Source organism: Vibrio sp. La 4.2.2 (genome assembly GCF_027586995.1).
Lineage (GTDB): Bacteria > Pseudomonadota > Gammaproteobacteria > Enterobacterales > Vibrionaceae > Vibrio > Vibrio mediterranei.
Map to the genome: position 1 here is coordinate 399,274 of NZ_JAPPTJ010000005.1, position 24,963 is coordinate 424,236.

Sequence of the window (24,963 nt, forward strand, 5' to 3'; positions counted from 1 at the left end):
TCTACGCTTTTGTAGATTTAGTAGTGAGGATAGCAGCTGAAGATTATTTTGCCGTTGGTTGTGCTGTACTCATCCAATCGCGATATTCATTGGCGCCATCTTCACCTTCTGCTGGAGACCAAGGTGCGAAATCTTCTTGAGGAGTAGGGATGTATGCGCCTTCCTTGATTTCAAGGCCGACCGTGCCCGATTGCATACAAGCGTAACCATGCCAAGTGCCTGGTGGGATTTCGATAGCACGGTTAGTTTCTGGTGAGAGACTGTGACGCTCTGTGAGGTTGCCTTCATCATCAAAAATCAATAAATCCAGTTGCCCTTTAAGAACAAGGAATAATTCCCATTTGTGCTCTTCACTATGACGGTGAGGGCGCATGTAGGTTTCTGGCTCTGTAGAGATGAACAAACGTTGAACGCCAGCGTCCAATTGCTCGTGTAGGTTATGATGACTGCGTTTGCGTGGCGCTTCTTTTGCGTTTTGCGCAAATGTATCGAAGTCTTGGTTGCTGATGATTTTTAACATGACATTGTTCTTTGAAGTGTAAAGTGTCGATATTCTACCGCCTCGATAAAAAAGTTCAGTAACAAATTGCCGCCTTCGTCCGCTGTGGGATAAAGTTTAGAAAATTCTAGGTAAAAACCAGTTAGATTGTGATGGCAGTTCCAGAAATGTTTGAAAAAGCTGTACGATCTGATCAGAGTGGTATTATCGCATTGTTTAGGAAATAACCCGTAAGTAAGGTGGTACAGCAGTGGAAGCAGTCATCAGCCAACTCAAAAAAGACTTTTATGCACACCTTAAATCTGCCAATGGTGCGAGCTCGGGTGAGTCTTCCCAGACCATCTCTCTATTAACAAAAGAAGAGTTAGCGGAACTGGAAAATGTGTGGGTCCAACTCGCTGTATGGAAACAAAAACAAGCGTAAGACCTATCTTTTTATCGCCTAACTAAATGATTTTTATGGGCCTCGAGTATTGATACTCGGGGCTTTTTTAGTTTCTTATATATAGTAATTGTTATAATATAACAATTACTATATTGATCTTATTGTTGAAAAGTCGAGTACTAGCCCCCATAGTTCACTTTATGGAGAATAGAGCGATGGCTGAGATAAGTTCATTACTAGCCTCAGATAATCTAGTGAGAGAGACTATGGCGGAAGTACGTGCCAGAATACAATTAAAAGTCGGTTCCAGGAGTGATATAGACGCAGAGATGCTGTCGTTTCGTGGACTCAAGACAGATAAAGAACATGTAGCGATTATTTTTAAATCATCTGACAAGACCCAATCTTTACCTTTGGTAAGGATGCATTCAGAGTGTCTTACCGGTGATGTCTTCCACTCGTCACGTTGCGATTGTGGTGAGCAATTGGAAGAAACCATTCAGAAAATGGGCGAAGAAGGCGGCATCATCCTGTATCTACGCCAGGAAGGGCGAGGAATCGGTCTTTACAACAAACTAGACGCCTACAAGCTTCAGTCTGATGGTATGAATACGTATGAAGCCAATAACCATTTAGGGTTTGGCGATGACTTACGTGACTTTACTGAAGCCGCTCAAATGCTTAAAGCGCTGGACGTACACTCTATTCGTCTGGTCACTAACAATCCTAAGAAAGTGCGCGAGCTTCGCGAGCACGGCATCAATATTGAAGAAGTTGTGAATACGCACGCTCATATCAAAGATGGTAATGAAAACTACCTTAAAGCAAAGGTCTCTCACGGTAAGCACTACCTTAAGCTTTAGTCATTAATCTAGGTCACCAATCATAAAATTGTTAGTAAAATGATAGAAAAGCCTCACTTTTGTGAGGCTTTTTTGTATTTATTCTTGAAAATAAATTGTAACTGAGTATTATCGCACTTCGTAGTATAAATGATAATAATTCGCACTACTGATAACTATTAAGCTCAACAAGGATGCTTTTCATGAATGTAACAACCATGGTGAAGGGTGCAGTGGCAGCCTCTCTTGTAATGACTTCAAGCGCTGCATTTTCTGCAGTTACTAAAGACCAAGTGGTAGAACACTATGCTGATCTGGCTCACGCGGTATTCGCAGATGCACTAATTACAGCAAAAGATTTAGACACATCTATTAACACATTCTTGGCAAACCCTTCAGAGAAAGGTCTTGCCGATGTTCAACAAGCATGGCTGGCGTCTCGCGTACCTTATCAGCAAACGGAAGTATTCCGTTTTGGTAATGCTATCGTTGACGATTGGGAAGGACAGCTTAACGCATGGCCACTTGATGAAGGTCTTATCGACTATGTGAGTGCGGATTACCAATATGAGCTAGGTAATGAAGGTGCACAAGCGAACATTGTTGCTAACAAGAGCCTAAAAATCGGCGCGACAACTCTTGACGTTAAAGAAATTACACCTGAAGTCATTGCTAACCTTAATGAAGTTGGTGGCTCTGAAGCAAACGTAGCATCAGGTTATCATGCGATTGAGTTCTTACTGTGGGGACAAGACCTTAACGGAACCAACGCAGGTGCAGGTGAACGTCCTTATACTGACTATGTTGTCGGTGAAGGTTGTACTAACGGTAACTGTGAGCGTCGTGCGCAGTATCTTCAAGCTGCATCAAAACTGTTGATTCAAGATCTTCAATGGATGGAGAAACAATGGTCAGCTTCCGAGAAAGGCAACTACCGCTCTGAACTACTCGCTGACAAAGCTGACAACGGCATTCGTAAGATGCTATTTGGTATGGGTTCACTTTCTCTAGGTGAGCTTGCGGGTGAGCGCATGAAAGTGGCTCTAGAAGCCAACTCTACTGAAGATGAGCACGATTGTTTCTCTGATAACACGCATAACTCTCACTATTACAACGAGCAAGGTATCTATAACGTTTACACGGGCACTTACGTTCGCGTTGATGGAACGTTAGTTGACGGTCCAAGTATCGCTAACCTTGTTGAAGCAAAAGACAAAACAGCAGCGAAAGAGATTCAAAAGCAATTTGATCTTGCACGCGCGCAAGTTGGCAAACTTGTTACCTCGGCAGAAAAAGACAACCAACACTTTGACCAGTTGATCGCGTCTAATAATCCTCAAGGTAACAAACTAGTGAATGAGACCATTGTTGCACTTGTCGCGCAAACTGGTTCAATTGAGCGTGCCGCTGGCATCATCGGTATTGACAGCCTAAATCCAGATACTGCTGACCACGAATTCTAAGCACAATAACCATAATAAATAGGGGGCTACTGCCCCCTTTTGTCGATCTTTTTGTGAGCGCTGTATGTCAAGATCTTATCCTTTTTTAGCCACGCTACTATTTCTTTTTGTCGGCTCGGTGTTTGCCGGGTCTGAGTCTTCTCATCTGTCGGGCGGTAAAACCACAGTAAAAAAAGAGGGGCCTAACGCTTACTCAATGCCTGCAGCCAACTTGCCTATGTCAAAGCGACTAGATTTTAGCGTCGGTAACAGTTTTTTTAGAAACCCCTGGGTTCAAGCTCCCGCTTCCACAGATGCGAGGGATGGACTTGGACCACTATTTAATACCAATGGTTGTCAAAACTGTCATATTAAAGACGGTCGTGGTCATCCTCCTGAAGAAAATGACCAACATGCCGTATCTATGTTGGTTAGGTTGAGTATTCCTGCTGTGACTGCGCAGCAGAAAGCGGCCTATGAGCTTGACGGTGTAATACCTGAGCCGACGTATGGCGGTCAGTTGCAAGATTTTGCTTTGCCGAACATGCAGCCAGAAGGACAAATTGATATTACTTATGATGAGGTTGCGGTAAGTTTTAAAGATGGCACGGTCGTCATGTTACGCAAACCTAATCTCAAGATTGTTGAACTAGCCTACGGCGATATGCACCCCGACGTTTTAATGTCGGCACGAGTTGCTCCGCCAATGATTGGCTTAGGGTTGCTCGAATCGATTCCAGAGTCGACGATTTTAGCATTTGCTGAAGCGCAGAAAGCGGACAGCTCATCAGTAACAGGAAAGCCGAACTATGTAATGGATGTGCGCACCCAAAAGATGGCATTGGGGCGCTTTGGATGGAAAGCAGGCCAGCCTAATTTGATGCAGCAAAACGCGGCCGCTTTCAATGGTGACGTAGGCTTGACAAGTTCGCTGTTTCCGAATGAGAACTGTACCAGTAATCAGGACGTTTGTACGGCACAGCATAGTGGCGGAGACCCTGAGGTGAGCGACAAAATTCTCAACTTCGTCGAGTTCTATACTCAGCATTTAGCGGTGCCTCAACGACGTAATATCGACGACCCTTTGGTTGTCGCAGGTGAGAAGCTATTCAACAATGTTGGTTGCCAAAACTGCCATAGAACAGGCATTCAAACCGGTACACAAGAAGGGTTACCTGCCATTTCGAACCAGACGATTCACCCTTATACCGATATGCTATTACATGACATGGGAGAGGGACTATCAGACAATCGACCAGAATACGCAGCCTCAGGCCGTGAGTGGCGCACAGCACCGCTGTGGGGCATTGGTTACACGGAAGAAGTTAATGGTCACACCTACTTTCTTCATGATGGGCGAGCGAGAAATCTCACCGAAGCGATTTTATGGCACGGTGGCGAAGCAGAAGCCGCAAAACAAAACGTGTTAGCTTTATCTAGATCAGAACGTGATGCGCTATTGGCGTTTCTAAATTCACTGTAAGGAGAGCAACGTGAATTACAAACTTTCATCTATAGCGTTGAGCTTGCTTTTTTTAACGGCTTGTCAATCGAGTAGTGTGACCCAAGCCCCTGAGCCAGAAGCTACAACACACCTTAGCCAAGCAGTATATGAAGTTGAATTTGACTCTGCGTTGAAGTTCAAAACGGCAATGATGAACTTGCAATCGCAAACTGCACATTTTTGCCAAGAGGAATCGGACCTGACGCAGGTGTCTGCAGCATGGCAACAAGGAATGTCTCGTTGGATGTGGTTGCAAGGGCAAGAGCGAGGCCCTGCTATGGCACTGGAGCAGAATTGGAATGTTCAGTTTTGGCCAGATAAGAAGAACACCACCGGTAGGAAGATGTCGCAAGCGGTTAAAACCGACGCGTGGAGCATGGAGTCAGTACAGTTGCAAAGTGTCACCATTCAGGGACTAGGAGCAATTGAATGGCTGCTTTATGATGATGCTTCAACACTAGCAAAGGGCTCACGAGAGCATTGCTCATTGGCGACTGCCATTACCGCTTCTCTTACCGATCGCGCCGACACGATATTCATGGCATGGCAAACCAATCCATGGTCCTCTTTAGACAAAGAGGGGTGGGAGTCAGAATATCTGGCTTTGCTGTCTAACCAGCTGGATTACAGCATGAAAAAACTGTCTCGTCCGTTAGCAAAAATCGGTGCTCCGCGACCTTATTTCTCTGAGTCTTGGCGTTCGAAAACGTCGATGAGCAATTTAAAAACCAACGTAGAAGCTATGCAAGCACTCTATCTGGCGAAAGGAGAAGGGCTAGATAAGCTTTTGCGTGATGAAGGTCATGCACCTTTGGCGGATAGTATCGTTCACCAATTTGAAGATACGTTGGAAACTTGGCCGAGCGAAACCAGCCTATTTGTGCTTTTGCAATCTAAACAAGGCTATCGAACAGTGCTGTCGCAATTCAATAAGCTTGAACAAATTAAGTATCTTATCAATGAAGAGGCTGCGGTTCAGTTGGGAGTAGTAATAGGATTTAATGCGACTGATGGCGATTGATATTTCTAGACGCAACTTCACAAAGTTGGCAGGCATCACGGTGATGTCGCCTTCTTTGCTTACGGCTTGCGCTTCCACGACGAAAATGGCTCAGGAAGCTTTGATAGGCGGTTCGGTTCGCAACAAGGGTGACTACGAAGTTATTGTTTCTACCGAAAATGCTACTGCTATGCATCGACTGCCTTTACCAGACCGTGGCCATGGCATTGCTGTATCGCCGAATACTCATCACGCGGTGATGTTTGCTCGAAGGCCAGGTAGCTATGCCATGGTGTTTGACTATCGTGAAGGAGAAGTAAGAAAGCTCATTTTAGCGCCAAATAACCGACATTTTTACGGGCATGGCGTGTATTCAAATGATGGTCGATGGTTGTACGCTACAGAAGGGGAGCGGTCGAGCAGTCGCGGAATTATTGGCGTTTATGATGTTGCGAATGACTATAAAAAAATAGAAGAGTTTACCGGTTTCGGGTTAGGTCCTCATGAAGTGATCGTGATGGCAGACGATTCGTTAGTCGTTGGAGTCGGTGGCGTACATACCAATGGCAGGCAACCTAAAAATCTTGCAACCATGCAACCTAGCTTGAGTTATCTTTCTCCTCAAGGAAAGCTTCTAGAGCAAGCAACGCTTGGCGACCATCATAAGAGTATTCGCCACCTTGCTCATGATGGTGACACTACGGTGTTAACAGGTCAGCAATATCGGGGTGAAGCAGAGGAATACGTCCCACTCGTAGCCATTCATCAGCGAGGTTCGGTGATGGAAGAATTGGGTGGAGAGCCAGAGCAGTGGGCAAGATTTAATCATTATATTGCCAGTATTGCAGCGACAGAAACGCATATTCTAGCTACATCACCGAGAGGAAGCTGCTACGGTATTTGGGACAAGACAACACGTGAATTACTAGAAATTAATTCGCTCCCAGATGCTTCAGGAGTGGTAGTCAGGAATGGCGACTTTCATGTGAGTTCTGGTGCGGGGCAAGTAATCAAAATTAATCCACAATTGGACAAACAACGCTTTTATTCTGGAATTCAGTGGGATAATCACTGGAGTGCCATCACATAAATGAGACGGTAGCTGGTTTAGTATAAAATTGTCCGGTTGATAGTGTGATTTCTGCCATACTTAAGATCCTTGGTTGAAAGGAGGTTGGTAGATGCGAAACTGGCTACTCTCATTGTGTGTTGGTTTATTCTCTCTAGCTACAACCGGATTGACGGTTGCCGCGCCAGATCAGCTTGTCTCAAATTCGACCGAGCTCACCTCTTATTCTGTAAAACACATCAAGCCAATTCTTCAGCAAGACAATACAAAAGGCTCAACTGAGCTTATAGATAATACCCAAGACGCGCTTCTCTATCCCTCGTTAGTTGACTACTTATATTCCAGACTGGATGCTGAGCGTATATGGAGCGGCAATGAGCTTAACGCTCAGCTAAATCTGCAACTAGATATGATGAAGCTCGCTGGCTTTAGTCCGCTGTTCCAATCAAGAGTCGAACTCCTGCAACAGTATTATCAACAAGGGGAGATGGATCGTTATGATAGAGTGGCTTCGGATACTTTCTTACTTTATTTAAGCTATGTTGCAGCGTCTCAAGAACTTGGTAAAGAGTGGTATTTTACTACCGATTTAATTGAACCTCTTCCGCGTCCTTCAGCAACGGAAGTGGATCTGATGGTAAAAGCTTTCGAAGCACAAGATGCACTGGCTTACATCACCTCGTTTGCGTCGCCAATGTTACAGCAAGATGGATTCGAGAATGCCTACATCGACTTAGTGTCGAAATCGCAAATGACCAAAATAGAGTATCAGCAAGTTGGGCTCACGAGACTCGGTGATACGTTACCTCAAGAAGCATATTTAATTCTTATTGAAAGACTGTCCGAATCCAATGTCTTCATTACCGCTAGGGAAGACCGGTATTTCGACGAACTGCTCGACCTTGCTATTAGAGAATTCCAGACCATTTACGGGTTAAACGATGATGGCATTATAGGTCCCAATACCATCGAATGGTTGAACAAGTCCGCGTCCGATAAACTGCGTATATTGGCACTCAACTCGGAACGTTCTCGTTTGTGGCCACAACAGCGCGAAAACATCATTGTCGTCAATGTGCCGAATTTTCAGCTTGAATATTGGGATGAAGGAGAGGAACGATTTGAGTCTCGCGTAATTGTAGGTAGAGCGTCGCGTCAAACGCCTTTACTGGAAACTAAAATGGACTCGCTTATCCTAAATCCTACTTGGAATGTGCCTTGGAAAATTATGGTTAAAGACATCATTCCTAAAGTAAAACAGAATCCAACTTACCTATTTTCGCAACGAATTGAAATTTTAGAAGGTTGGAACAATCAGGCGCGTATCGACCCTACGATGATTGATTGGCAAGAGGTAAATGCGCGGCGCTTCCCGTATCGTATGCGTCAGCAAGCTGGGGAGTTAAACGCGCTTGGCCAGTACAAGTTCAACACACCCAACGCGCAAGCCATCTTTCTACACGATACACCCAGTAAGCATCTCTTTGATGAGAGTTTACGTGCATTCAGCTCTGGTTGTGTAAGAGTGGAACACGCTGACCAGTTCGCTCAAGTGCTGCTCGAAGCACAAGGGAAAACACTAGAAGATGTCGCAACGGATCGCCCAAATAAAGCGATAGCCCTTAAGCAGCGAATTCCGGTTCATATCATTTATCAAACCGCTTGGATGTCTGATGGGAAGGCACACTTCCGCGGCGACGTATACCAATACGATGCCAAACGAGAAAGTATGAACAGTGCGGCATTTTCAAAAAATTGACACAAATTTGAACAATCTAAAAAACGCTTTCTGCTCAAAGGTTAACCACTAATGGTTGCAAAAATAAGCGCTTTTCGCTCATCTCTGCATTTGAACTGGGCTTGAGAAACACGTATCTTGCGCCGCAATTCCGTAGTTTCCTTTCTTTGAGTAGTATGATCCAAACAAACATTTCTAGACGAGACGCCCTCAAACTTGCTTTGTGTGGTGCAACGGCGTCATTGGTGCCTTCATTATCTTTTGCAATGCCTTCTTCTGCACCAAGAACATTAGCAATGAATAACTTACACACAGGAGAGAGTTTAGACAGTTGTTACTTTGACGGTGCTAAGTATATTCAAGCTGAACTTGCTCGCCTCAATACACTTTGTCGTGATCATCGACGTAATGAAACCCATAGCATGGATAAGCGTTTGTTCGACCAGATATCAGAGATTCAGAGCCTATTAGGCGTTAAATCAGAGGTGTTGATCATTTCTGGCTATCGATCTCCTGAAACCAATGCTTCATTGCGTTCAGGCTCTAATGGAGTAGCGAAAAAAAGTCTTCATATGTTAGGCCAGGCTATCGACTTTAGATTAGATGGAGTAAAACTCAGTCATCTTCACGAGGCGGCGCTAACCATTAAGGCAGGTGGAGTTGGTTATTACCCAAGAAGCCAGTTCGTCCATATTGATACGGGCCCTGTGAGAAACTGGTAACACTTGTCATTCCGCTAGCGTGATGTCATAGTCCCGCTAATTGCAAAATTAATAGGGTTTATGATGAGTCTTCAATATCAAGTAGTGCCTGTCACTTCATTTGCGCAAAACTGTTCTATCGTTTGGTGTGACGAAACCATGAAAGGTGTGGTTGTTGATCCTGGCGGTGATGTAAAACAACTAGAGATGCTGATCAAAGAACTTGGAGTCCAAGTTGAACAGCTGGTACTCACCCATGGGCATTTAGATCACGTTGGCGGAACTGAGCCACTTGCAGAGGCGCTTGATGCCAACATTGTTGGTCCTCATAAAGCTGATAACTTTTGGTTACAAGGGTTAGAAAACCAGAGCCAAATGTTTGGTTTTCCGTTGACTAAAGCGTTTGAACCCAATCAATGGTTAGATGATGGTGATACTGTAGAGTTTGGTAATCAAACTCTTAACGTCATTCATACGCCGGGTCACACTCCAGGTCACGTAGTGCTGTTTAATGATGAATCAAAAGTCGCCTTTGTTGGTGATGTTCTCTTTAATGGTGGTATTGGACGCACAGATTTCCCTCAAGGTGACTACGCTACTTTGATTAACTCGATTAAGACAAAGTTGTGGCCGCTGGGTAATGACGTAACATTTGTACCGGGTCACGGCCCACAGTCTACCTTTGGTCATGAGAGAGCCTCCAATCCGTTTGTTGCCGATGAGATGCCGCTTTACTAACAGGCGCCTAAGAGAAGCGTACTGACAGTAAGCGATTAAAAGTAACGCTTCTCTAGGACAACTCTCTATCCGCCGCAGCTAAATAGCGGCGGGTAAGACCCACAAACTCGTCCGCAGACCTGTCTAAGTCGGCCTCGGCTACAAATACATCGAACCCATAAAACTCTCGCTGATAACGCATTCGATTTGCCAACATGGCGAGAAGTCCTCTGTACTCTTTTCCCTCATTGGTAACGTATGCCTCAGAGTCCAATACTATGTCTTCAAAATTAAGTGCTGGTGAGGTTTGCTGGGCACCCAAATAAAGCAATGCACGTTGGCTTAGCAAAAGGTCGGTGGCCACTCTAGGACAGATGGCATCTAAGTAAGGTTGATAGTGTTTAAGTCTGATTCCAATCCAAGGCAGTGGTTTATGCCAACCTTCTTGGTGATGTGTGCATACGCCGATTCGTTCAATATTACTCCATTTAACGACCCAGCCACCTTTGAATACGTGTTGCTGGAAATGAGTCGCTGTCAGTGTGAAGGTGACACGGCTTTTGATAAGCATAAAGTAAGCAAAGGTCATGACCGCAGCGACGAGCGTAATAAACACCAACGCTTGTTGCCAATTGGGTGACAGTAGAAGAAAACTAAAACAGGCCAACCCTCCGACCGCAGCGACCACTTTAATGGTCGGAGATTGCCAAGTGTAGTTATGATTGCTGAAATGTAGTGTATCCATAATGACGACTGTTTTTTAACCCTATCTGGTTCTTTATACCGATGAAGCGATAATAAAGTTTATTGTTTAAATAATAGCCATAAACGTCCTGGGTCTGCATTTTTGACGCCACTTTGTGTCAATCCTCTACAAAAGCTATCAAAATTTTGGTATAAAACGCGCTTCGAATTTTGACCACTGTCTTGGTGCAGTGAATTGGAGAGAAAACTAAATGAGACTTGCTCATAAGCGCAAAGTGCAATCTAAGTTGCAAAAGCGCGTTAAAGCGGTAGTTGCCAACACAGCAGCTGCAACAAAAACAGAAAAGCCTGTTGTAGCGAAAGCGCCTGTAGTTGAAACCGCAACTGCGACAAAAAAAGTTGATGTAGCCTTAACTCCTAAGCAGCAACAAGTGCTAGACATCGTTGCTAAAAATGCTGACGGTATCAATCCAAAAGGCATCGGCCTAGAAGCTGGCCAAGAAGAAGCGAAAGCAGCATCTTGGGCGACTGGCGCACTTAAGAAGCTTCTAGAAGAAGGCTTAGTGGCTAAAGAACAGCTTGCGGGCAATAAAGTGATCTATAAAGCGCTTTAAGCGTTCACTTTACCCATTCTCAAAAAGACCCCTTATTCAGGGGTCTTTTTGATCCAGAAGACTAAAATGCACTAATGTTAGCGACTGATGTCACAAAAGTAGCGATTGTGTAATTGGTGCCTGATAATAAATGCCTAAGTACTTTTACTATCTCCTTTCTAACCCTGCTCAATTAACTTATTGATTTATCGACATTAAGGTTTTTGTTGTAGTTATTTCTTACGTATTTCTACGTAATACCAAGGTCTGATAACGCTAATTAATGGTTTTATCACTGCGTGCTCTCACTAATACCCGTTATTCAGAATTGCATCCATAGTTGTGTGGAATGTGAAACTTGGAGTCGCGACAGTGACTTCAACAGGGAACCTACTCAAGGAACTGAATAATGAGTCTAATCAAGAAATCAGTAACACGTGTCATGAAGAGCACGGCGATTGTTGCAGCAACGTGTTTAGCGTTTGTTGCAGGTACCGCAAATGCAGCCGATAAAGTTTATCGTTTAAAGTTAGCCGAAACATGGGGGCCAAACTTCCCTATCTTTGGTGACGCAACGAAGAACATGGCGAAAATGGCAGAAGAAATGTCAAACGGTCGTTTACAAATTCGCATTGACTCTTCGAACAAGCACAAAGCGCCTTTCGGTGTGTTTGATATGGTTAAATCTGGTCAATATGACATGGGTCACTCAGCGTCGTATTACTGGAAAGGTAAAGTGCCAAATACCCTCTACTTTACGACAATGCCTTTTGGTATGACGGCACCAGAACAGTACGCTTGGTTCTATCACGGTGGTGGTATGGAACTAATGGAGAAAGTGTATGCACCGCATAACATGATGTCTTTCCCTGGTGGTAACACTGATGTTCAGATGGGCGGATGGTTCCAAAAAGAAATCAATAGTGTAGATGACCTACAAGGTCTGAAAATGCGTATCCCAGGTTTTGCCGGCGAAATCCTAGCAGAGGTTGGTGCTAAGCCAACAAACATCGCTTCAGGTGAGCTGTATACCTCTTTAGAACGTCGTACCATCGATGCACTTGAGTGGGTGGGACCATCACTAGACCTTCGTATGGGCTTCCACAAAATTGCGCCTTATTACTACACCGGTTGGCATGAGCCAGCAACAGAGCTGCAATTCCTAGTAAACAAACGTACTTGGAACAAACTTCCTGACGATTTGAAAGCAATTCTACAAATCGCTATGAAGACAGCTGCGTACGACATGTATATCCAATCGACTCATGAAAGTGGCAAAAACTGGGCAACTATCCAAACAGATTACCCAGATGTGAAAGTTAAAGACTTCCCACGTGAAGTAATGGATGCACTGCGTGATGCGAATGACAAGTTGCTAAAAGAGCACGCAGCTAAAGATGAGATGGCAAAAGAAATCCAAGCTTCTCAAGCCGCTTATCTACAACAAGTGCGCTCTTGGACTGATATTGCGTCTAAAGCTTACCTAAATAAGTTCGACAATTAATACCCCCTTTAAGTGGCGCGGCTCCTGCGCCACTTTTTCCCAAAAAATGGTCATACGCCCTTAACTAAAACAATGAACTAAATATGGCGGATAGGCGGAAAGTTGTATGCGTAGTTTAATTTACATTGAAAGACTGTTTAACAAGGTAGCGGATTTGCTAGGTTGGTTATCCAGTATTTTGTTTTTGCTCTTATTGGTGAATGTTGTTTATGACGTAGTGATGCGCTACGTATTTAATGATGTTTCTATCGCCTTCCAAGAAATGGAATGGCATTTGTTCTCAGCGGTTTTTTTACTAGGCGTCCCATACGCGATTAAGGCGGGTGGACATGTACGAGTAGACGTATTCTACGAGCGTTTATCTATCAAAGCTCAAGCCATCATCGACCTACTAGGCACTTTTGTTTTTCTTTTCCCATTTTGTTTATTGGTCGCTTGGTTTGGTATCGATTTTGCCAAAGAAAGTTACGCGCTAGGAGAAACCTCTGGTGACCCTGGTGGCTTACCTTATCGCTGGATCATCAAAGCGATGATTCCTCTTTCATTCTTCTTTATGGCGATTGCTGGTGTTGGCTTAGTTCTGCACTCATTGAACAAACTGTTCAATCCACACCTCATTTACGCTAAGTCTTCCGGCTCAAACGAATAAGGACATTCTCATGATCGGTATTGTGATGTTTTTTGTAGCCTTATTCGCGCTACTACTTGGCTTTCCTGTTGCTTTCACTTTTGGCGGTATCGCGCTGATCTTCGGTGTGTGGGCTGAAGGGATAGAAATGTTTGCGTTTATGCCATATCGCATACAGTCCATTATGGAAAATACGGTATTAATGGCTGTACCTCTGTTTGTTTTTATGGGGTTAGTTTTACAAAAGACTCGACTAGCTGAACAGCTTCTTGAGTCGATGGGTCGTCTGTTTGGTGGTGTTCGTGGTGGTATCGCTATTTCAACGGTACTCGTGGGTGCATTGCTTGCAGCATCAACGGGAGTTGTAGGGGCATCCGTCGTCGCCATGGGGCTTATCTCACTGCCAGTGATGCTAAAGTACAACTATGATAAAGGGTTGGCCTGCGGCACCATTTGTGCGTCAGGTACTCTAGGGCAAATTATCCCACCATCCATCGTGCTTATTCTTTTGGGTGACGTGTTAGGTGTTCCAGTAGGGGATTTATTCCAAGCTGCGTTATGGCCGGGCTTTGTCCTAGTTGGCGCTTATGTCGCTTACATACTCATTTATGCAAAGTTAAACCCAGAGAGTGCTCAACCGATTCCAAGAGATGAAACTATTTCACGCTCAGAGGAAGTAAAAACGGCGTTGAAAGCGATTATTCCGCCGTTAGCACTAATTGTTGTGGTATTAGGCTCTATCTTTGCCGGTATTGCGACGCCGACGGAGTCTGCTGCTCTCGGTGGAGCGGGTGCAATTGTTCTATCACTTATGTATCGCCAATTCAGTTGGGGCATGCTCTATGATGCGTCTAAAGAAACGGTGAAAGTGACGGCGATGGTATTTGCGATTCTGCTTGGTGCAACAGCGTTCTCAATGGCGTTTACTTACACCGGCGGTGATATGCTGGTAGAGGAATGGATGCTTGAACTGCCTGGTGAGAAATGGGGCTTCCTAATCATTACCATGGTAGTGATTTTGATTCTTGGTTTCTTTATCGACTTCGTAGAAATCTGTTTCATTATCGTACCGATGATTGCCCCTGTGGCAGAGCTAATGGGTATCAATATGACGTGGTTTGCTATTTTAATTGCGATGAACCTGCAAACATCGTTCTTAACCCCACCATTCGGTTTTAGCTTGTTTTATTTGAAAGGCGTAGCCCCTAATGGCGTGACCACAAGAGATATTTACCGAGGCGTAATGCCATTTATCGCGATACAAATAGTCGTCTTAGCGTCGATACTTATGTTCCCAGAATTTTATGGAATGTGATCGAAGCTGCGTTAGCTCGGCATAGTGGTTCATTTCTATTTTAGACATTGCTACTGTTTACAATAGGAAACAATAAGCTACATCCAATGCAGCTTAGAAAAAGGACTTCTATGCCGCTCAAAGCAAAACTTATCTTACTGACACTCATCCCACTTATCATTGTGACGGCGAGTGTTAGTTGGATAACTCTTCACCAAGCAAAAGCCCTCGGAGAAAATGAAATTAACATTTTCCGAGAGAGCCTTATTCGCTCAAAAGAATCTGCTCTTAAAGATAGCGTCGAAATGGCCTTTGATGCCATTGAGCAGGTCTATAACAACTCCTCATTAACTGAAACTGAAGCTCAAAGCCAGGTCAAAGAAACGCTCAATCGTCTACGTTATGGAACCGATGGCTACTTTTTTGCCTACGACAAAAACGGCACCAACCTTGTCCACCCAATTCTTCCGCAGCTTGTCGGTCGAAACTTGTTAAAACTTCAAGACCAAGATGGTGATTACCTGATTGAAGCTCTGTTGTTTCAAGCTCAATCAGGAGGGGGCTATCACCAGTACTTATGGCAAAAACCTTCTACTGGAGAAACGGTCACCAAACTTAGTTATGCAGCTTGGCTGGATAAGTGGGACTGGATGATAGGGACCGGGCTGTATATCGAAGATGTGGCGCAAGAAGTGGCAATATTAAGGGCCGCCATTGATAACAATATCGAGACCACGATATTTTCTATCGTGACAATTTTCGCAGTAACAGTAGCGGTGATTATTGTACTGACCTTAGCGGTTAATTGGCACGAACATAAATTAGCTGATAAAAATCTAAAAGAGCTCGCCCATAAAACGGTGATGTTTCAGGAGGATGAACGTAAGCATTTAGCCAGAGAGCTTCATGATGGGGTAAATCAATTGCTGGTGTCGAGTAAATGTCATCTTGAGTTGATGGACACGAGAAGCGTTGATGATCGTTCTATGGGGCACTTACAGCAATCTCAATCTTCATTGTCAGAAGCAATAATGGAAGTTCGTCGAATTTCCCATCACTTACGTCCTAGTGCTTTGGATGATATAGGTTTGGAAGCAGCGATTACCACTCTCTTGCAAGATTTTAAAACTTACTCCATGGCAAGTACTGAACTGGTTTTAGACTCCAATGCCTCGAAACTCAAATCTGAAGTGGCGACTACACTCTATAGAGTGGTTCAAGAGTCTCTTAATAATATCGAAAAGCATGCTCAGGCGACCAAGGTCACCGTGTTCTTGAAGCAATTTGGCGGTGTACTACAGTTGATCGTCACCGATGATGGAGTTGGATTTGATGTTGGAAATGCGATGAATAGCCGTGGGATTGGATTAAGAAACATGCGCGAACGAGTGGAATTCATCGGGGGAGAGTTCGAGCTGATTAGTGAATATGGAAAGGGAACAGAAATTACCGTGTTGTTAAAGGTAGAGGAGGCAGTGTAATGGATGCCAAGATCCGAGTCGTCATTGTCGATGATCATCAGGTTGTTCTTGAAGGTTTTATGGCTAGGCTAGAGCGGGAACCGGAAATCGATGTGGTTGCAACTGCAAGCAATGGTGTAGAAGCTATTGAGGTCGTCAAAAGCACTTTGCCGGATGTGGTTTTAATGGATGTAAGTATGCCGATAATGAACGGCATTGAGTCCACGCAAGTGCTTAAAGAAGAGCTTCCCAATATCCGAGTTCTAATGTTAACGATGCATGATAATCGTGAATACATTATGAAGGTAATGCAGGCAGGAGCGGTAGGTTACATGCTAAAGGAAATCTCCGCAGAGAAAATGGTGCAGGCAATTAAGACTGTGCATCAAGGGTCGACCTACTTTTGTGAGTCAGTCACCCAAACATTATTCTCTCAAGAGATTACCCCAGTCGTTGCAAAGTCCAACCCATTGAGTCGACGTGAAGAGTCTGTGCTCAAGCTAGTAGCTCAAGGTTGTAGTAGTAAGAAAATAGCTCAGATGTTAGACATCTCCTATCGAACTGTGGAGACTCATCGTCAAAACATCAAACATAAACTGGATCTACATTCGACGGCAGAGTTGGCAAAATACGCTCTAGAAAATGGTTTGTCGTAGGGTGCTTAAACGACTTGGTTTAATATGCTCCTAACGAGCATAAAATAGGCGTGAAGCTAGATTTAGCGAGGGTTTAGGTTGTTTAAGTGGACAAAAGCTGTGATCAATTGAGACTTTTACTAAAATCACGACGCATTCTGTTTCGCGTTCTGTTATAAAGAGCGCGCTAACTCTTTGAAAGACTGGATTGGAAATTGGAAAAACACGAAGAAGTATTGGTGGCGTTACGCCAGATTATCCGCGCGATTGACCTACACTCTAAAAAGCTTAAGAAAGAGTGCGGCTTGACGGGGCCTCAGCTTATTTTGATGAAAGCTATCAAAGATATGGGTGATGTGACAATTCGTGAACTTTCAAACTCAACCAATATCAGCCAAGCCACGGCAACGACGATCATAGACCGCCTTGAAGCTCAAGATTATGTCCAACGTATTCGGAGTCAGCAAGACAAACGCAAAGTGCACGCAACTTTGACTGAGAAGGGGGAGGAAGTATTAAAAGATTCTCCTTTACCACTTCAGGATAGTTTTGTTCAGAAATTTCAGCGTCTAGAAAGTTGGGAGCAAACTTTATTGCTGTCGTCGATCCAGCGTATTTCGTTGATGATGAATGCCGACGATATTGACGCGTCTCCGGTTCTACAACTCGATAGTAATATTTCAAAGAACTAGTATTTTATTGGAATAGTGGCCTCATCAATTTGGGGCCATATGTCTCTTCTATTTTGGCCCTTAAACTCCCGCCCACTCCGATTTAATTCGAGTTCTAATCGTTAATTGTCTCAGTTCCATTTGGTACGAATTGTCTGACTTTCCTAACATTTTGTGAAATTCCGCTTATAATTTGGTAAAATACAGCGTTTGCAAAGCAGATATCGTTAAGGGTCAGCTGTTCGTTGTAGTCCAGCATTCATAGTTTTGACCTAAAATGCTTTGAGTTGAAAGGAATGGGTCATAGAGAGGATTAATGACAAAGGGTATTGATAAGTACAGTATTGATAGTACTGACTACACTATTGGGCAAGATAATGTCCAGAAATGGGGGTTTGATGTTCACAACCCTGTTTTCGGGATTAGTGCGGGATTTATTGCACTACTTCTCTTACTAACCGTCATTGTTGACGCGGATACCGCAAAATCTGCTCTTGATGGTATCAAACTAGCAATCATTGATAAATTTGATTGGCTATTCATGTGGTCTGGGAACATATTTGTTGTTTTCTGCCTAGCATTGATAGTGTCTCCATACGGTAAAATCCGCCTTGGTGGTAAAGATGCGGTCGCGGATTATTCGTTTATGTCATGGCTTGCCATGTTGTTCGCTGCTGGTATGGGTATTGGCTTAATGTTCTGGAGTGTAGCTGAGCCCGTGGCTTACTTTACTGGCTGGTTTGAAACTCCACTAGGTGTAGAGCCAAACACTGCGGCGGCAAGAGAGCTTGCAATGGGTGCTACTATGTTCCATTGGGGTCTACACCCATGGGCAATCTATGGCGTTGTTGCTCTTTCACTTGCCTTTTTTGCCTACAACAAAGGTTTACCTTTGTCGATGCGTTCAATTTTCTATCCGATTCTTGGCGACAGAGCTTGGGGTTGGGCAGGTCACATCGTTGATATTCTTGCGGTATTGGCGACATTGTTCGGCTTAGCTACATCTCTTGGTTTAGGTGCGCAGCAAGCAGCGAGCGGTATTCATCACGTGTTTGGTGTTGAGTCAGGAATGACTTTGCAAATAGTCGTTATTGCGGTCGTAACATTATTAGCGGTTGTTTCCGTATTACGCGGTATTGATGGCGGTGTTAAGGTTATTAGTAATATCAACATGATCATCGCCTTCTTGTTGCTTATATTAGTTGCTTTTATTGGTTATGCCGTTACATTTGCCGCGATTCCTGAGACGTTGTTTGCGTATATTAAGAACATTATTCCACTAAGCAACCCTCATGGACGCGAAGATGAAGTATGGATGCACGGTTGGACTGTGTTCTACTGGGCGTGGTGGATTTCATGGTCCCCATTCGTAGGTATGTTTATCGCGCGTGTATCGAAAGGTCGTACTGTTCGCCAATTTATTACAGCAGTACTTATCGTACCTACCGCAGTGACCGTGGTGTGGATGTCAGTATTTGGTGGCATGGCTATTGATCAAGTGATTAATCAAGTTGGCTCACTGGGTACTAATGGTTTAGGTGATGTTCCATTGGCGATGTTTGAAATGTTCGATGAATTGCCTATGGGTACGATGCTCTCTATCGTTGCTGTTGTGCTTGTTTTGGTGTTCTTTATTACGTCGTCAGACTCAGGCTCTTTGGTAATCGATAGTATTACAGCGGGCGGTAAAGTCGATGCACCAGTTATTCAGCGCGTATTCTGGGCGTTTATGGAAGGTGCTATCGCAGTTGCGCTACTTTGGATTGGTGGTAATGAGGCGATTGCAGCACTGCAAGCCGGTGCGATTTCATCTGCATTACCGTTCACCATCATTTTGCTGATGATGTGTGTGAGCCTATTGCTTGGTATGAGAACTGAAAAATACTGATTGCAATCTGAGCAGATAAGAAAGAGCGGCTAATTAGCCGCTCTTTTTGTTTATCGATGTTCAAATTATGATTGCTATTAACGGCTTTCATAGAGTGTGTGAGCACTTTCAAGTGCATCGATATCGCTGGCGCTAATGAGGTGTCGTAGCGCCTCGAATTTTTCTTCACTCCATTGATAGATATTGAGTGTTAGCAAACGCTTTATGCTGTCGGCATCAAACCTATGCTTAATGACCTTTGCTGGGTTACCGCCAACAATGGAATAAGGCGCTACATCTTTCGTCACCACGCTATTCGCCGCAACTACTGCACCTTCACCAATAGACACTCCTGGCATGATCATCGCTCGCATACCAATCCATGCACCATCAGAAATAATGGTATCGCCTTTCGATTGATAAGCTTGTTCGACATTGTCTAAAAATGGATAGAGTGAAAACCAATCGAGTCGATGAGTGTGGTTGCCACCCATAAGTATTACTGCTTCCGCTCCGATACAGACATAATCGCCTATATATAGTTGGTCAATGTCCCATGGCGGCGACTTATGTCGAGTTTGCTCGTCGCCATGCAGGTAGCGGACGACAGACGACTCGAAACCATTGTCGTAAGCGTCGCTGTAATAACTATGCGTACCTTTAACGTGGATATTAGGGTTAGTCACAGTTTGATGGAGTAGTTCAAACCGAGTCCAATGTTTGGAGTTCATAGTGAACCTCTAAAATTAGCCAAAGTGAATGTTGAGAAATTCTCCCGAGTTTTTGAGTGCTGTCAGAAAAAAAGTCAACATTAGCTAATGAATGTGAGGTTGCTTCAAGTAGGCAATGGCCTCGACAACTGCATATTGTCTTTGGTAGATCTTTAACATGTCGAGCCCTAAAGAAATGGAGTGATCAGCCGATTATAGTGGAGTTGATTAAATCTCCAGCATAATACAAATAAAAACATTGTTTGTAAAATTAGTGGGGTCAATGAAATGTCACTACAAAATGCTTATAAGTCAATATATTGGCGCTCGATTTTGCTGCTGAATATGTATATTATTCGCACGCCACGTAGTGGTTAACAATAAAAATAACAACCAAAATCCGACAAAGACAGAATAATAAACTATGAACTTATCATTAAGACAAAAGCTTATTGCTGCCACACTCAGTGCGGTGGTGCTCATGGCGGTCGCGTTGACCATTCTTGCCGCTAATCAATTATCCTCGCAAACTAATGCTGCAATCAGTGCACGTGCGAACAACGTCTCATACGCTGCTGTAGAAGGCATTAAAAACTGGGTCGATATTCGCAAAACTATCGCCACTGCGTTCAACGGTTTTGTTGATCAAGAGGATAAAGTTCCATATTTACAGCAAGCTCGCATAGCGGGTGGCTTTGACGACATTTTCTTTGGCACTCCGGCTGGTGAAATGTTCCGCTCTCACCCTGAGCGTAATCGTGCTGATTATGATCCTCGTACCCGTCCTTGGTATCAAGAGGCTCAGGCTGCGAATAAACAGATTATCACTGAGGCCTATCAAGATGCCATTACCAACGCACTGTTGGTGACAATTGCAGAGCCAGTAAAACAGCATGGCCAACTTATGGGGGTCGTTGGGGCCGATGTTCTCATTGACCAATTAGTTAACGATGTAATCAGCTTAAACGTCGGTAATAATGCGACAGCAATGCTCATTGATCTGACTAATGGCACTTTCTTAGCGCACCCTAACAAATCGCTACTTCTAAAGCCTGTGACGGCATTGGGTCAGAGTTTTAATATCCAAACAATTCAGCAAAAAGCGTCCGATAACTCAATGCTGGAGCTTAAACTAAACGGTACTGAGAAGCTGATGTTCTTCTCGAAGGTTCCCGGAACAAACTGGGTGTTTGCGGTTGAACTTGATAAAGCGACAGAACTAGCGGGTCACAAAACGGCATTAACTCAACTGATTATTACCTCTCTGATTATTGTTATTCTGGTTGGTATTGTAGCGTCGTGGTTGATGAGTTTCTTAGTGAATGACCTCGCTCGCGTGTCAAAAGCATTGAAAGAGATTGCTTCTGGTGAAGGTGACCTAACTCAGCGTTTAGAACCGCGTAGTAAAGATGAAGTAGGGCAGTTGGCTAGAAACTTCAATACGTTCGTCAGCTATATGCATGAAACGGTCATGCACCTGAAAGATGTATCATTGGCTCTATCGGAGCAAGCTAAAGATACGGCAACGCATGCCCGAGTGCGTAGCCAGCGTATTCAAACACAGCAAGATGAAATCAACATGGTAGCGACAGCGATTAACGAGATGGCTGCGGCCACTCAAGAAATCGCAAGTAATGCCGACATGACAGCATCTAATTCGTCAGAAGCGGTTGGTGCGAGTAATCACGGTGCTGGCCAAGTTTCTCAAACTCAAGGCTCTATTCAAAATCTGGCGGCAGAAGTTCAAGTGGCGACGGGCGTAATTCAAGAGCTTGAGACGCACGGTAATAGCATCAATACCATTCTTTCGACTATTCAAGACATCGCTGAACAAACGAACTTGCTCGCTCTTAATGCAGCAATTGAAGCAGCGCGTGCAGGAGAGCAGGGTCGTGGGTTTGCGGTTGTAGCGGATGAGGTTCGTGTGCTTAGTCAGCGTACTCATGCGTCAACTCAAGAAATTCAAAGTACGATTGAAACCTTGCAAGCAACCACTGCAAAAGCGGTGGGTATTATGAACGATAGTCGAAAACTGGCTGACACTAGTGTTGACGATGCGAACTGTGCAGCAGCGAGCCTAACGCAAATTCATGCGGCTGTTGAACAAATCAGTGATATGGCTGCGCAAATAGCTACGGCAGCGGAAGAACAAGCGTCTGTGACCTCTGAAATCACTCGAAATACCCAAGGTATACGTGATGTGTCTGATGAGTTAGCTGAAGAAGCTCAGGAAGCTGCACAGCAAGCCGTTGACCTATCTAATTTATCTCAGAAACTAGAGAAAGAGATTGGTCGCTTTAAGATCTAATCTTATTTCCCCTCTGACCAAACGTGGTCAGAGGGGAATGCAAAGTTATAGCCAAATCTCGCTAATCGTATGTTTGCCTTCGAAATGATAAGCAAGCTGAGCTTGCAAAAGTTCTGCTGTCGCGATGGCATCGGTCAGCGCATGATGAGGTGGGTAATCAGGTAAACCATATCGACGTCGGCTTTGGCCAAGTCTCACAGAGTCTGCTCGTTTCCCTTTTAGTTTATTAATAATGCCTCCGGTCAGGCGCGATTGATAATCCGATTCGATTTGCATGGTATCGACAACCGGAAACTCAATGCCTTCTCCAATCATTCGCTTAAGCGCACTATTTAGAAAGCCTCTCTCAATGGGTCGATAATGGACAACGATAATTTTTCCCGCTAGCGCTGAAAGGACATCGCCCAATACTTCATCCAATGTTGGGGCATCAAGAATGTCGTTGTGCGTAATCCCGTGAATGACAACGGATTCTTCTTCAAGCTTAGCTTTGGGTCTGATGGTCCAATGCGCTGCTTGCTTGAGACGAATACGAGACGCGTTAAACGGCACTAAACCGATCGAGAGAATTCCGTCTTTGTCCGGATTTAGTCCAGTGGTTTCGAAATCCAATGCAACGAACTCTAACTCATTCAATGGAGTGTCTGCAGCAGGCAGTCCGGCAGAGTAAAATGCGCGTAGGCGCTCATCATTAACTCGTTCTGCCAAGGTCGCAAATTTGTTTGCCCATTGAACGGAAGGGGGCTGAAGTAATTTCTTAATCATTTGAACCTACTTTAACGCGTTATTTGCTTGGTAACGGAATTTGAGGAAATTTTGACCGTTACTTAAGATCTGGAACGCGTCTTTTAAGTTTCGACGCTCAAAGTCAGAAAGATTTTCAGGCTCGATATTGTTATCTGGTTCTATTCCTTGCTCTACGTCGATAGCTTGGTGGCTAATGCGTACCATAGAGATAAACTCAAGCGCGTCTTTGAGATCTCGGGCACGGCCTTTGGGTAATATTCCCGCTTCATGAATGTCGTCCAGTCGTTCAAATGAATTAGTAGAGCGAGAACCTACCGCCAACGCGTGTACTCGAATTAGGTCGACCAAAGGTGCAGTACCACGACGTTTGAGGTTGATGGAGTTGTTATGTTGACCATCTTTTTCCATCACAAAATCTTTAAAGAAACCGAGAGGTGGTTTTCGGTTTAAGGCATTTCGTGCTAAACAAGCAAGGAATCGGTTGTTACGACGGGCACGACGGACAATAAAGCTATTTAGTTGCTCGGCCCATTTCAATTTGCCGTACACACCATCGAGGTCAAAGAAGATCGATGCATTCAACAGGGCTTTCGGGTTAGGATCATCAATCCAATCAGAGAAACACGCTTCCCACTCTTTGCGAGTCATGCGCCATTCCGGATTGGTGGCCATGATGTCACCCGTGCAGTAACTGTACCCACAGTCCGCCAGAGCATCACAAATGAACTTAGCAAAGGCTTCGAAGTACTTCCCATGTTTCTTCTCATCGTAGCTGTCATCAAGAATAATGGCGTTATCCTGGTCTGTGACGACAAGTTGCTCGTCTCGTCCCATTGAGCCAAGTGCTAAGAAGCAGTAAGGGATAGGCGCGCTTCCGAGTTCTTCTTCTGCAAGTTCAATTATGCGCTGCTTAAAGCTTCGGCCAATGACCGACATGGCGGTTCCTACCATGTGAGCATTAGCATCTTCGTTAACTAAACGGACAAAGCTGTCTCCAACTTGTTCGGAGAGCGATTTAAGCTCTTCAACGGACTGTTGTTGAAAAATACTGCTCACCAGTAGTAGCGAGTTCTGCGATTCGTAACGGACGATATCGGTAGTTTCTATGATGCCGATAGGCTGTTTGTTTTTGAGTACCGGCAAGTGATGCACGTTATAACGAAGCATGGTAAGCATGGCTTCGTAAACATAAGCATTGTGGTCGAGAGAAATCACATCTGTAGACATCACGCTACCCACTTCATCTTGTGGGTCAAGGCTCTCTGCTAGCACACGAGTACATAGGTCCCGATCAGTGATTATGCCGAGGACCGGAGAAGTGTCTTCCTCATCATTGTCTACAATTTCTGGGTCAATGATCAGTAACGATGATACTTGTTCGTCCGCCATTAATCGTGCAGCGTTTTGGATGGTACTGGAACGCTCAATAGTTGGAGCGTCACGCGTTAGTAAAGTTCTTACTTTGGATGTGGTCAGGTCATTCTCATTGGTGTTGTTGGATACCGCTTGGCGTAGACGTACCGTATCCTCTACTTCTACAAAATCAGCAAATGAGTCGAAGCCGTCATAGAGCTCCTGGAAGATCTCGGCTGACAAACAGTAAACTAACGTGTCTTCGACAGCTTTTGCAGGAAAACGGACTTTGTTGTTGGTTAGCAGTCCCATCTGTCCAAATAGGTCTCCCTCATCTAGGCGATTGTAGAGCTCTCCTTTTCGACGGTAGATTTCAACCACACCACTGCGAACCATATAAAGGTCGTGAATATCATCACCAAAGTGGATGATGGGTGTATCTTGTCGGTAGTAAGCGATTTCCATATGTTGAGAGACATAAAGTACGGTCTCTTCTGGAAGTTCGTCAAAAGGAGGGTGGGAGGCTAGGAAGTTTTGAATTTCCAAGATTTCTGCGTCCATGTGCGGCCTTAGCTGTCGGTCAATGCTTTA

General features: G+C 44.4%; 22 protein-coding genes and 2 pseudogenes. 19 read left to right on the forward strand and 5 right to left on the reverse strand.

Annotated elements, in window-relative coordinates; translation table 11 throughout:
• Positions 1 to 43: 43 nt before the first annotated feature.
• Positions 44 to 520 carry a WbuC family cupin fold metalloprotein gene (locus tag OH456_RS13820; RefSeq protein ID WP_006074874.1) on the reverse strand — a complete coding sequence of 159 codons (477 nt, stop codon included), beginning with the start codon at positions 518 to 520 and terminating at the stop codon, positions 44 to 46.
• A gap of 229 nt (positions 521 to 749) precedes the next feature.
• On the opposite strand from OH456_RS13820, the gene OH456_RS13825 reads away from it, so the two are divergent.
• From OH456_RS13825 to OH456_RS13865, 9 genes are all read left to right on the forward strand, one after another.
• Positions 750 to 923, forward strand: a complete 174-nt coding sequence (locus tag OH456_RS13825; RefSeq protein ID WP_006074875.1) for a hypothetical protein — start codon at positions 750 to 752, stop codon at positions 921 to 923.
• 176 nt (positions 924 to 1,099) lie between these two features.
• A complete protein-coding gene (locus OH456_RS13830; RefSeq protein WP_006074877.1) occupies positions 1,100 to 1,747 on the forward strand; it encodes a GTP cyclohydrolase II in 648 nt (215 codons plus the stop codon).
• A 182-nt stretch (positions 1,748 to 1,929) separates the two neighbouring features.
• On the forward strand, positions 1,930 to 3,189 hold the full coding sequence (locus OH456_RS13835; RefSeq protein ID WP_006074878.1) for an imelysin family protein: 1,260 nt from the start codon (positions 1,930 to 1,932) through the stop codon (positions 3,187 to 3,189).
• Positions 3,190 to 3,253: 64 nt separating this feature from the next.
• Positions 3,254 to 4,651 carry a di-heme oxidoreductase family protein gene (locus OH456_RS13840; protein WP_270033677.1) on the forward strand — a complete coding sequence of 466 codons (1,398 nt, stop codon included), beginning with the start codon at positions 3,254 to 3,256 and terminating at the stop codon, positions 4,649 to 4,651.
• 10 nt (positions 4,652 to 4,661) lie between these two features.
• Complete coding sequence (locus tag OH456_RS13845) at positions 4,662 to 5,693, forward strand: imelysin family protein (protein ID WP_270033678.1); 1,032 nt, start codon at positions 4,662 to 4,664, stop codon at positions 5,691 to 5,693.
• On the forward strand, positions 5,674 to 6,762 hold the full coding sequence (locus tag OH456_RS13850) for a DUF1513 domain-containing protein (protein WP_270033679.1): 1,089 nt from the start codon (positions 5,674 to 5,676) through the stop codon (positions 6,760 to 6,762). Before OH456_RS13845 ends, OH456_RS13850 begins: the two co-directional genes overlap by 20 nt.
• 91 nt (positions 6,763 to 6,853) lie before the next feature.
• Positions 6,854 to 8,500 (forward strand): L,D-transpeptidase family protein, encoded by a 1,647-nt coding sequence (locus OH456_RS13855; protein WP_236109472.1) that lies wholly within the window; start codon positions 6,854 to 6,856, stop codon positions 8,498 to 8,500.
• Between the two features lie 155 nt (positions 8,501 to 8,655).
• Positions 8,656 to 9,201: a YcbK family protein gene (locus OH456_RS13860; RefSeq protein WP_270033680.1), complete on the forward strand. Its 546-nt coding sequence runs from the start codon at positions 8,656 to 8,658 to the stop codon at positions 9,199 to 9,201.
• Between the two features lie 63 nt (positions 9,202 to 9,264).
• On the forward strand, positions 9,265 to 9,918 hold the full coding sequence (locus OH456_RS13865) for an MBL fold metallo-hydrolase (protein ID WP_038223099.1): 654 nt from the start codon (positions 9,265 to 9,267) through the stop codon (positions 9,916 to 9,918).
• A 52-nt stretch (positions 9,919 to 9,970) separates the two neighbouring features.
• Here the strand turns inward: OH456_RS13865 and OH456_RS13870 are convergent, their stop codons facing one another.
• On the reverse strand, positions 9,971 to 10,642 hold the full coding sequence (locus OH456_RS13870) for a DUF2982 domain-containing protein (RefSeq protein WP_006074885.1): 672 nt from the start codon (positions 10,640 to 10,642) through the stop codon (positions 9,971 to 9,973).
• Between the two features lie 211 nt (positions 10,643 to 10,853).
• Between OH456_RS13870 and OH456_RS13875 the strand changes: the two genes are divergently transcribed.
• The 8 genes from OH456_RS13875 (at position 10,854) to OH456_RS13910 (ending at position 19,275) form a co-directional block, all read left to right on the forward strand.
• Positions 10,854 to 11,216, forward strand: coding sequence for a MarR family transcriptional regulator (locus OH456_RS13875; RefSeq protein WP_038225886.1), 363 nt, complete (start codon positions 10,854 to 10,856; stop codon positions 11,214 to 11,216).
• A 388-nt stretch (positions 11,217 to 11,604) separates the two neighbouring features.
• Positions 11,605 to 12,699: a TRAP transporter substrate-binding protein gene (locus OH456_RS13880; protein ID WP_006073745.1), complete on the forward strand. Its 1,095-nt coding sequence runs from the start codon at positions 11,605 to 11,607 to the stop codon at positions 12,697 to 12,699.
• Positions 12,700 to 12,805: 106 nt separating this feature from the next.
• Complete coding sequence (locus tag OH456_RS13885; protein ID WP_062457260.1) at positions 12,806 to 13,348, forward strand: TRAP transporter small permease subunit; 543 nt, start codon at positions 12,806 to 12,808, stop codon at positions 13,346 to 13,348.
• Positions 13,349 to 13,358: 10 nt separating this feature from the next.
• On the forward strand, positions 13,359 to 14,642 hold the full coding sequence (locus OH456_RS13890) for a TRAP transporter large permease (protein WP_006073742.1): 1,284 nt from the start codon (positions 13,359 to 13,361) through the stop codon (positions 14,640 to 14,642).
• Between the two features lie 110 nt (positions 14,643 to 14,752).
• Positions 14,753 to 16,102 carry a cache domain-containing protein gene (locus OH456_RS13895; protein WP_270033681.1) on the forward strand — a complete coding sequence of 450 codons (1,350 nt, stop codon included), beginning with the start codon at positions 14,753 to 14,755 and terminating at the stop codon, positions 16,100 to 16,102.
• Positions 16,102 to 16,737, forward strand: coding sequence for a response regulator transcription factor (locus OH456_RS13900; RefSeq protein ID WP_006073738.1), 636 nt, complete (start codon positions 16,102 to 16,104; stop codon positions 16,735 to 16,737). The genes OH456_RS13895 and OH456_RS13900 overlap by 1 nt, the downstream gene beginning before the upstream one ends.
• A gap of 194 nt (positions 16,738 to 16,931) precedes the next feature.
• Positions 16,932 to 17,408: a MarR family winged helix-turn-helix transcriptional regulator gene (locus OH456_RS13905; protein ID WP_006073734.1), complete on the forward strand. Its 477-nt coding sequence runs from the start codon at positions 16,932 to 16,934 to the stop codon at positions 17,406 to 17,408.
• 295 nt (positions 17,409 to 17,703) lie between these two features.
• On the forward strand, positions 17,704 to 19,275 hold the full coding sequence (locus OH456_RS13910; RefSeq protein ID WP_006073732.1) for a BCCT family transporter: 1,572 nt from the start codon (positions 17,704 to 17,706) through the stop codon (positions 19,273 to 19,275).
• A gap of 77 nt (positions 19,276 to 19,352) precedes the next feature.
• On the opposite strand, the gene OH456_RS13915 is transcribed toward OH456_RS13910, so the two are convergent.
• On the reverse strand, positions 19,353 to 19,985 hold the full coding sequence (locus OH456_RS13915; RefSeq protein WP_270033682.1) for a CatB-related O-acetyltransferase: 633 nt from the start codon (positions 19,983 to 19,985) through the stop codon (positions 19,353 to 19,355).
• 460 nt (positions 19,986 to 20,445) lie between these two features.
• Between OH456_RS13915 and OH456_RS25975 the strand changes: the two are divergent.
• Positions 20,446 to 21,102: pseudogene (locus OH456_RS25975) on the forward strand (cache domain-containing protein); the annotation flags it as partial.
• Positions 21,100 to 22,272, forward strand: a pseudogene (locus tag OH456_RS25980) (methyl-accepting chemotaxis protein); the annotation flags it as partial. The pseudogenes OH456_RS25975 and OH456_RS25980, both read left to right, overlap by 3 nt.
• A 45-nt stretch (positions 22,273 to 22,317) precedes the next feature.
• On the opposite strand, the gene OH456_RS13925 reads toward OH456_RS25980, so the two are convergent.
• Positions 22,318 to 23,034, reverse strand: a complete 717-nt coding sequence (locus OH456_RS13925; RefSeq protein ID WP_038222837.1) for a 3'-5' exonuclease — start codon at positions 23,032 to 23,034, stop codon at positions 22,318 to 22,320.
• Between the two features lie 9 nt (positions 23,035 to 23,043).
• Positions 23,044 to 24,933 carry a putative nucleotidyltransferase substrate binding domain-containing protein gene (locus tag OH456_RS13930; protein ID WP_038225878.1) on the reverse strand — a complete coding sequence of 630 codons (1,890 nt, stop codon included), beginning with the start codon at positions 24,931 to 24,933 and terminating at the stop codon, positions 23,044 to 23,046.
• Positions 24,934 to 24,963: the final 30 nt, after the last annotated feature.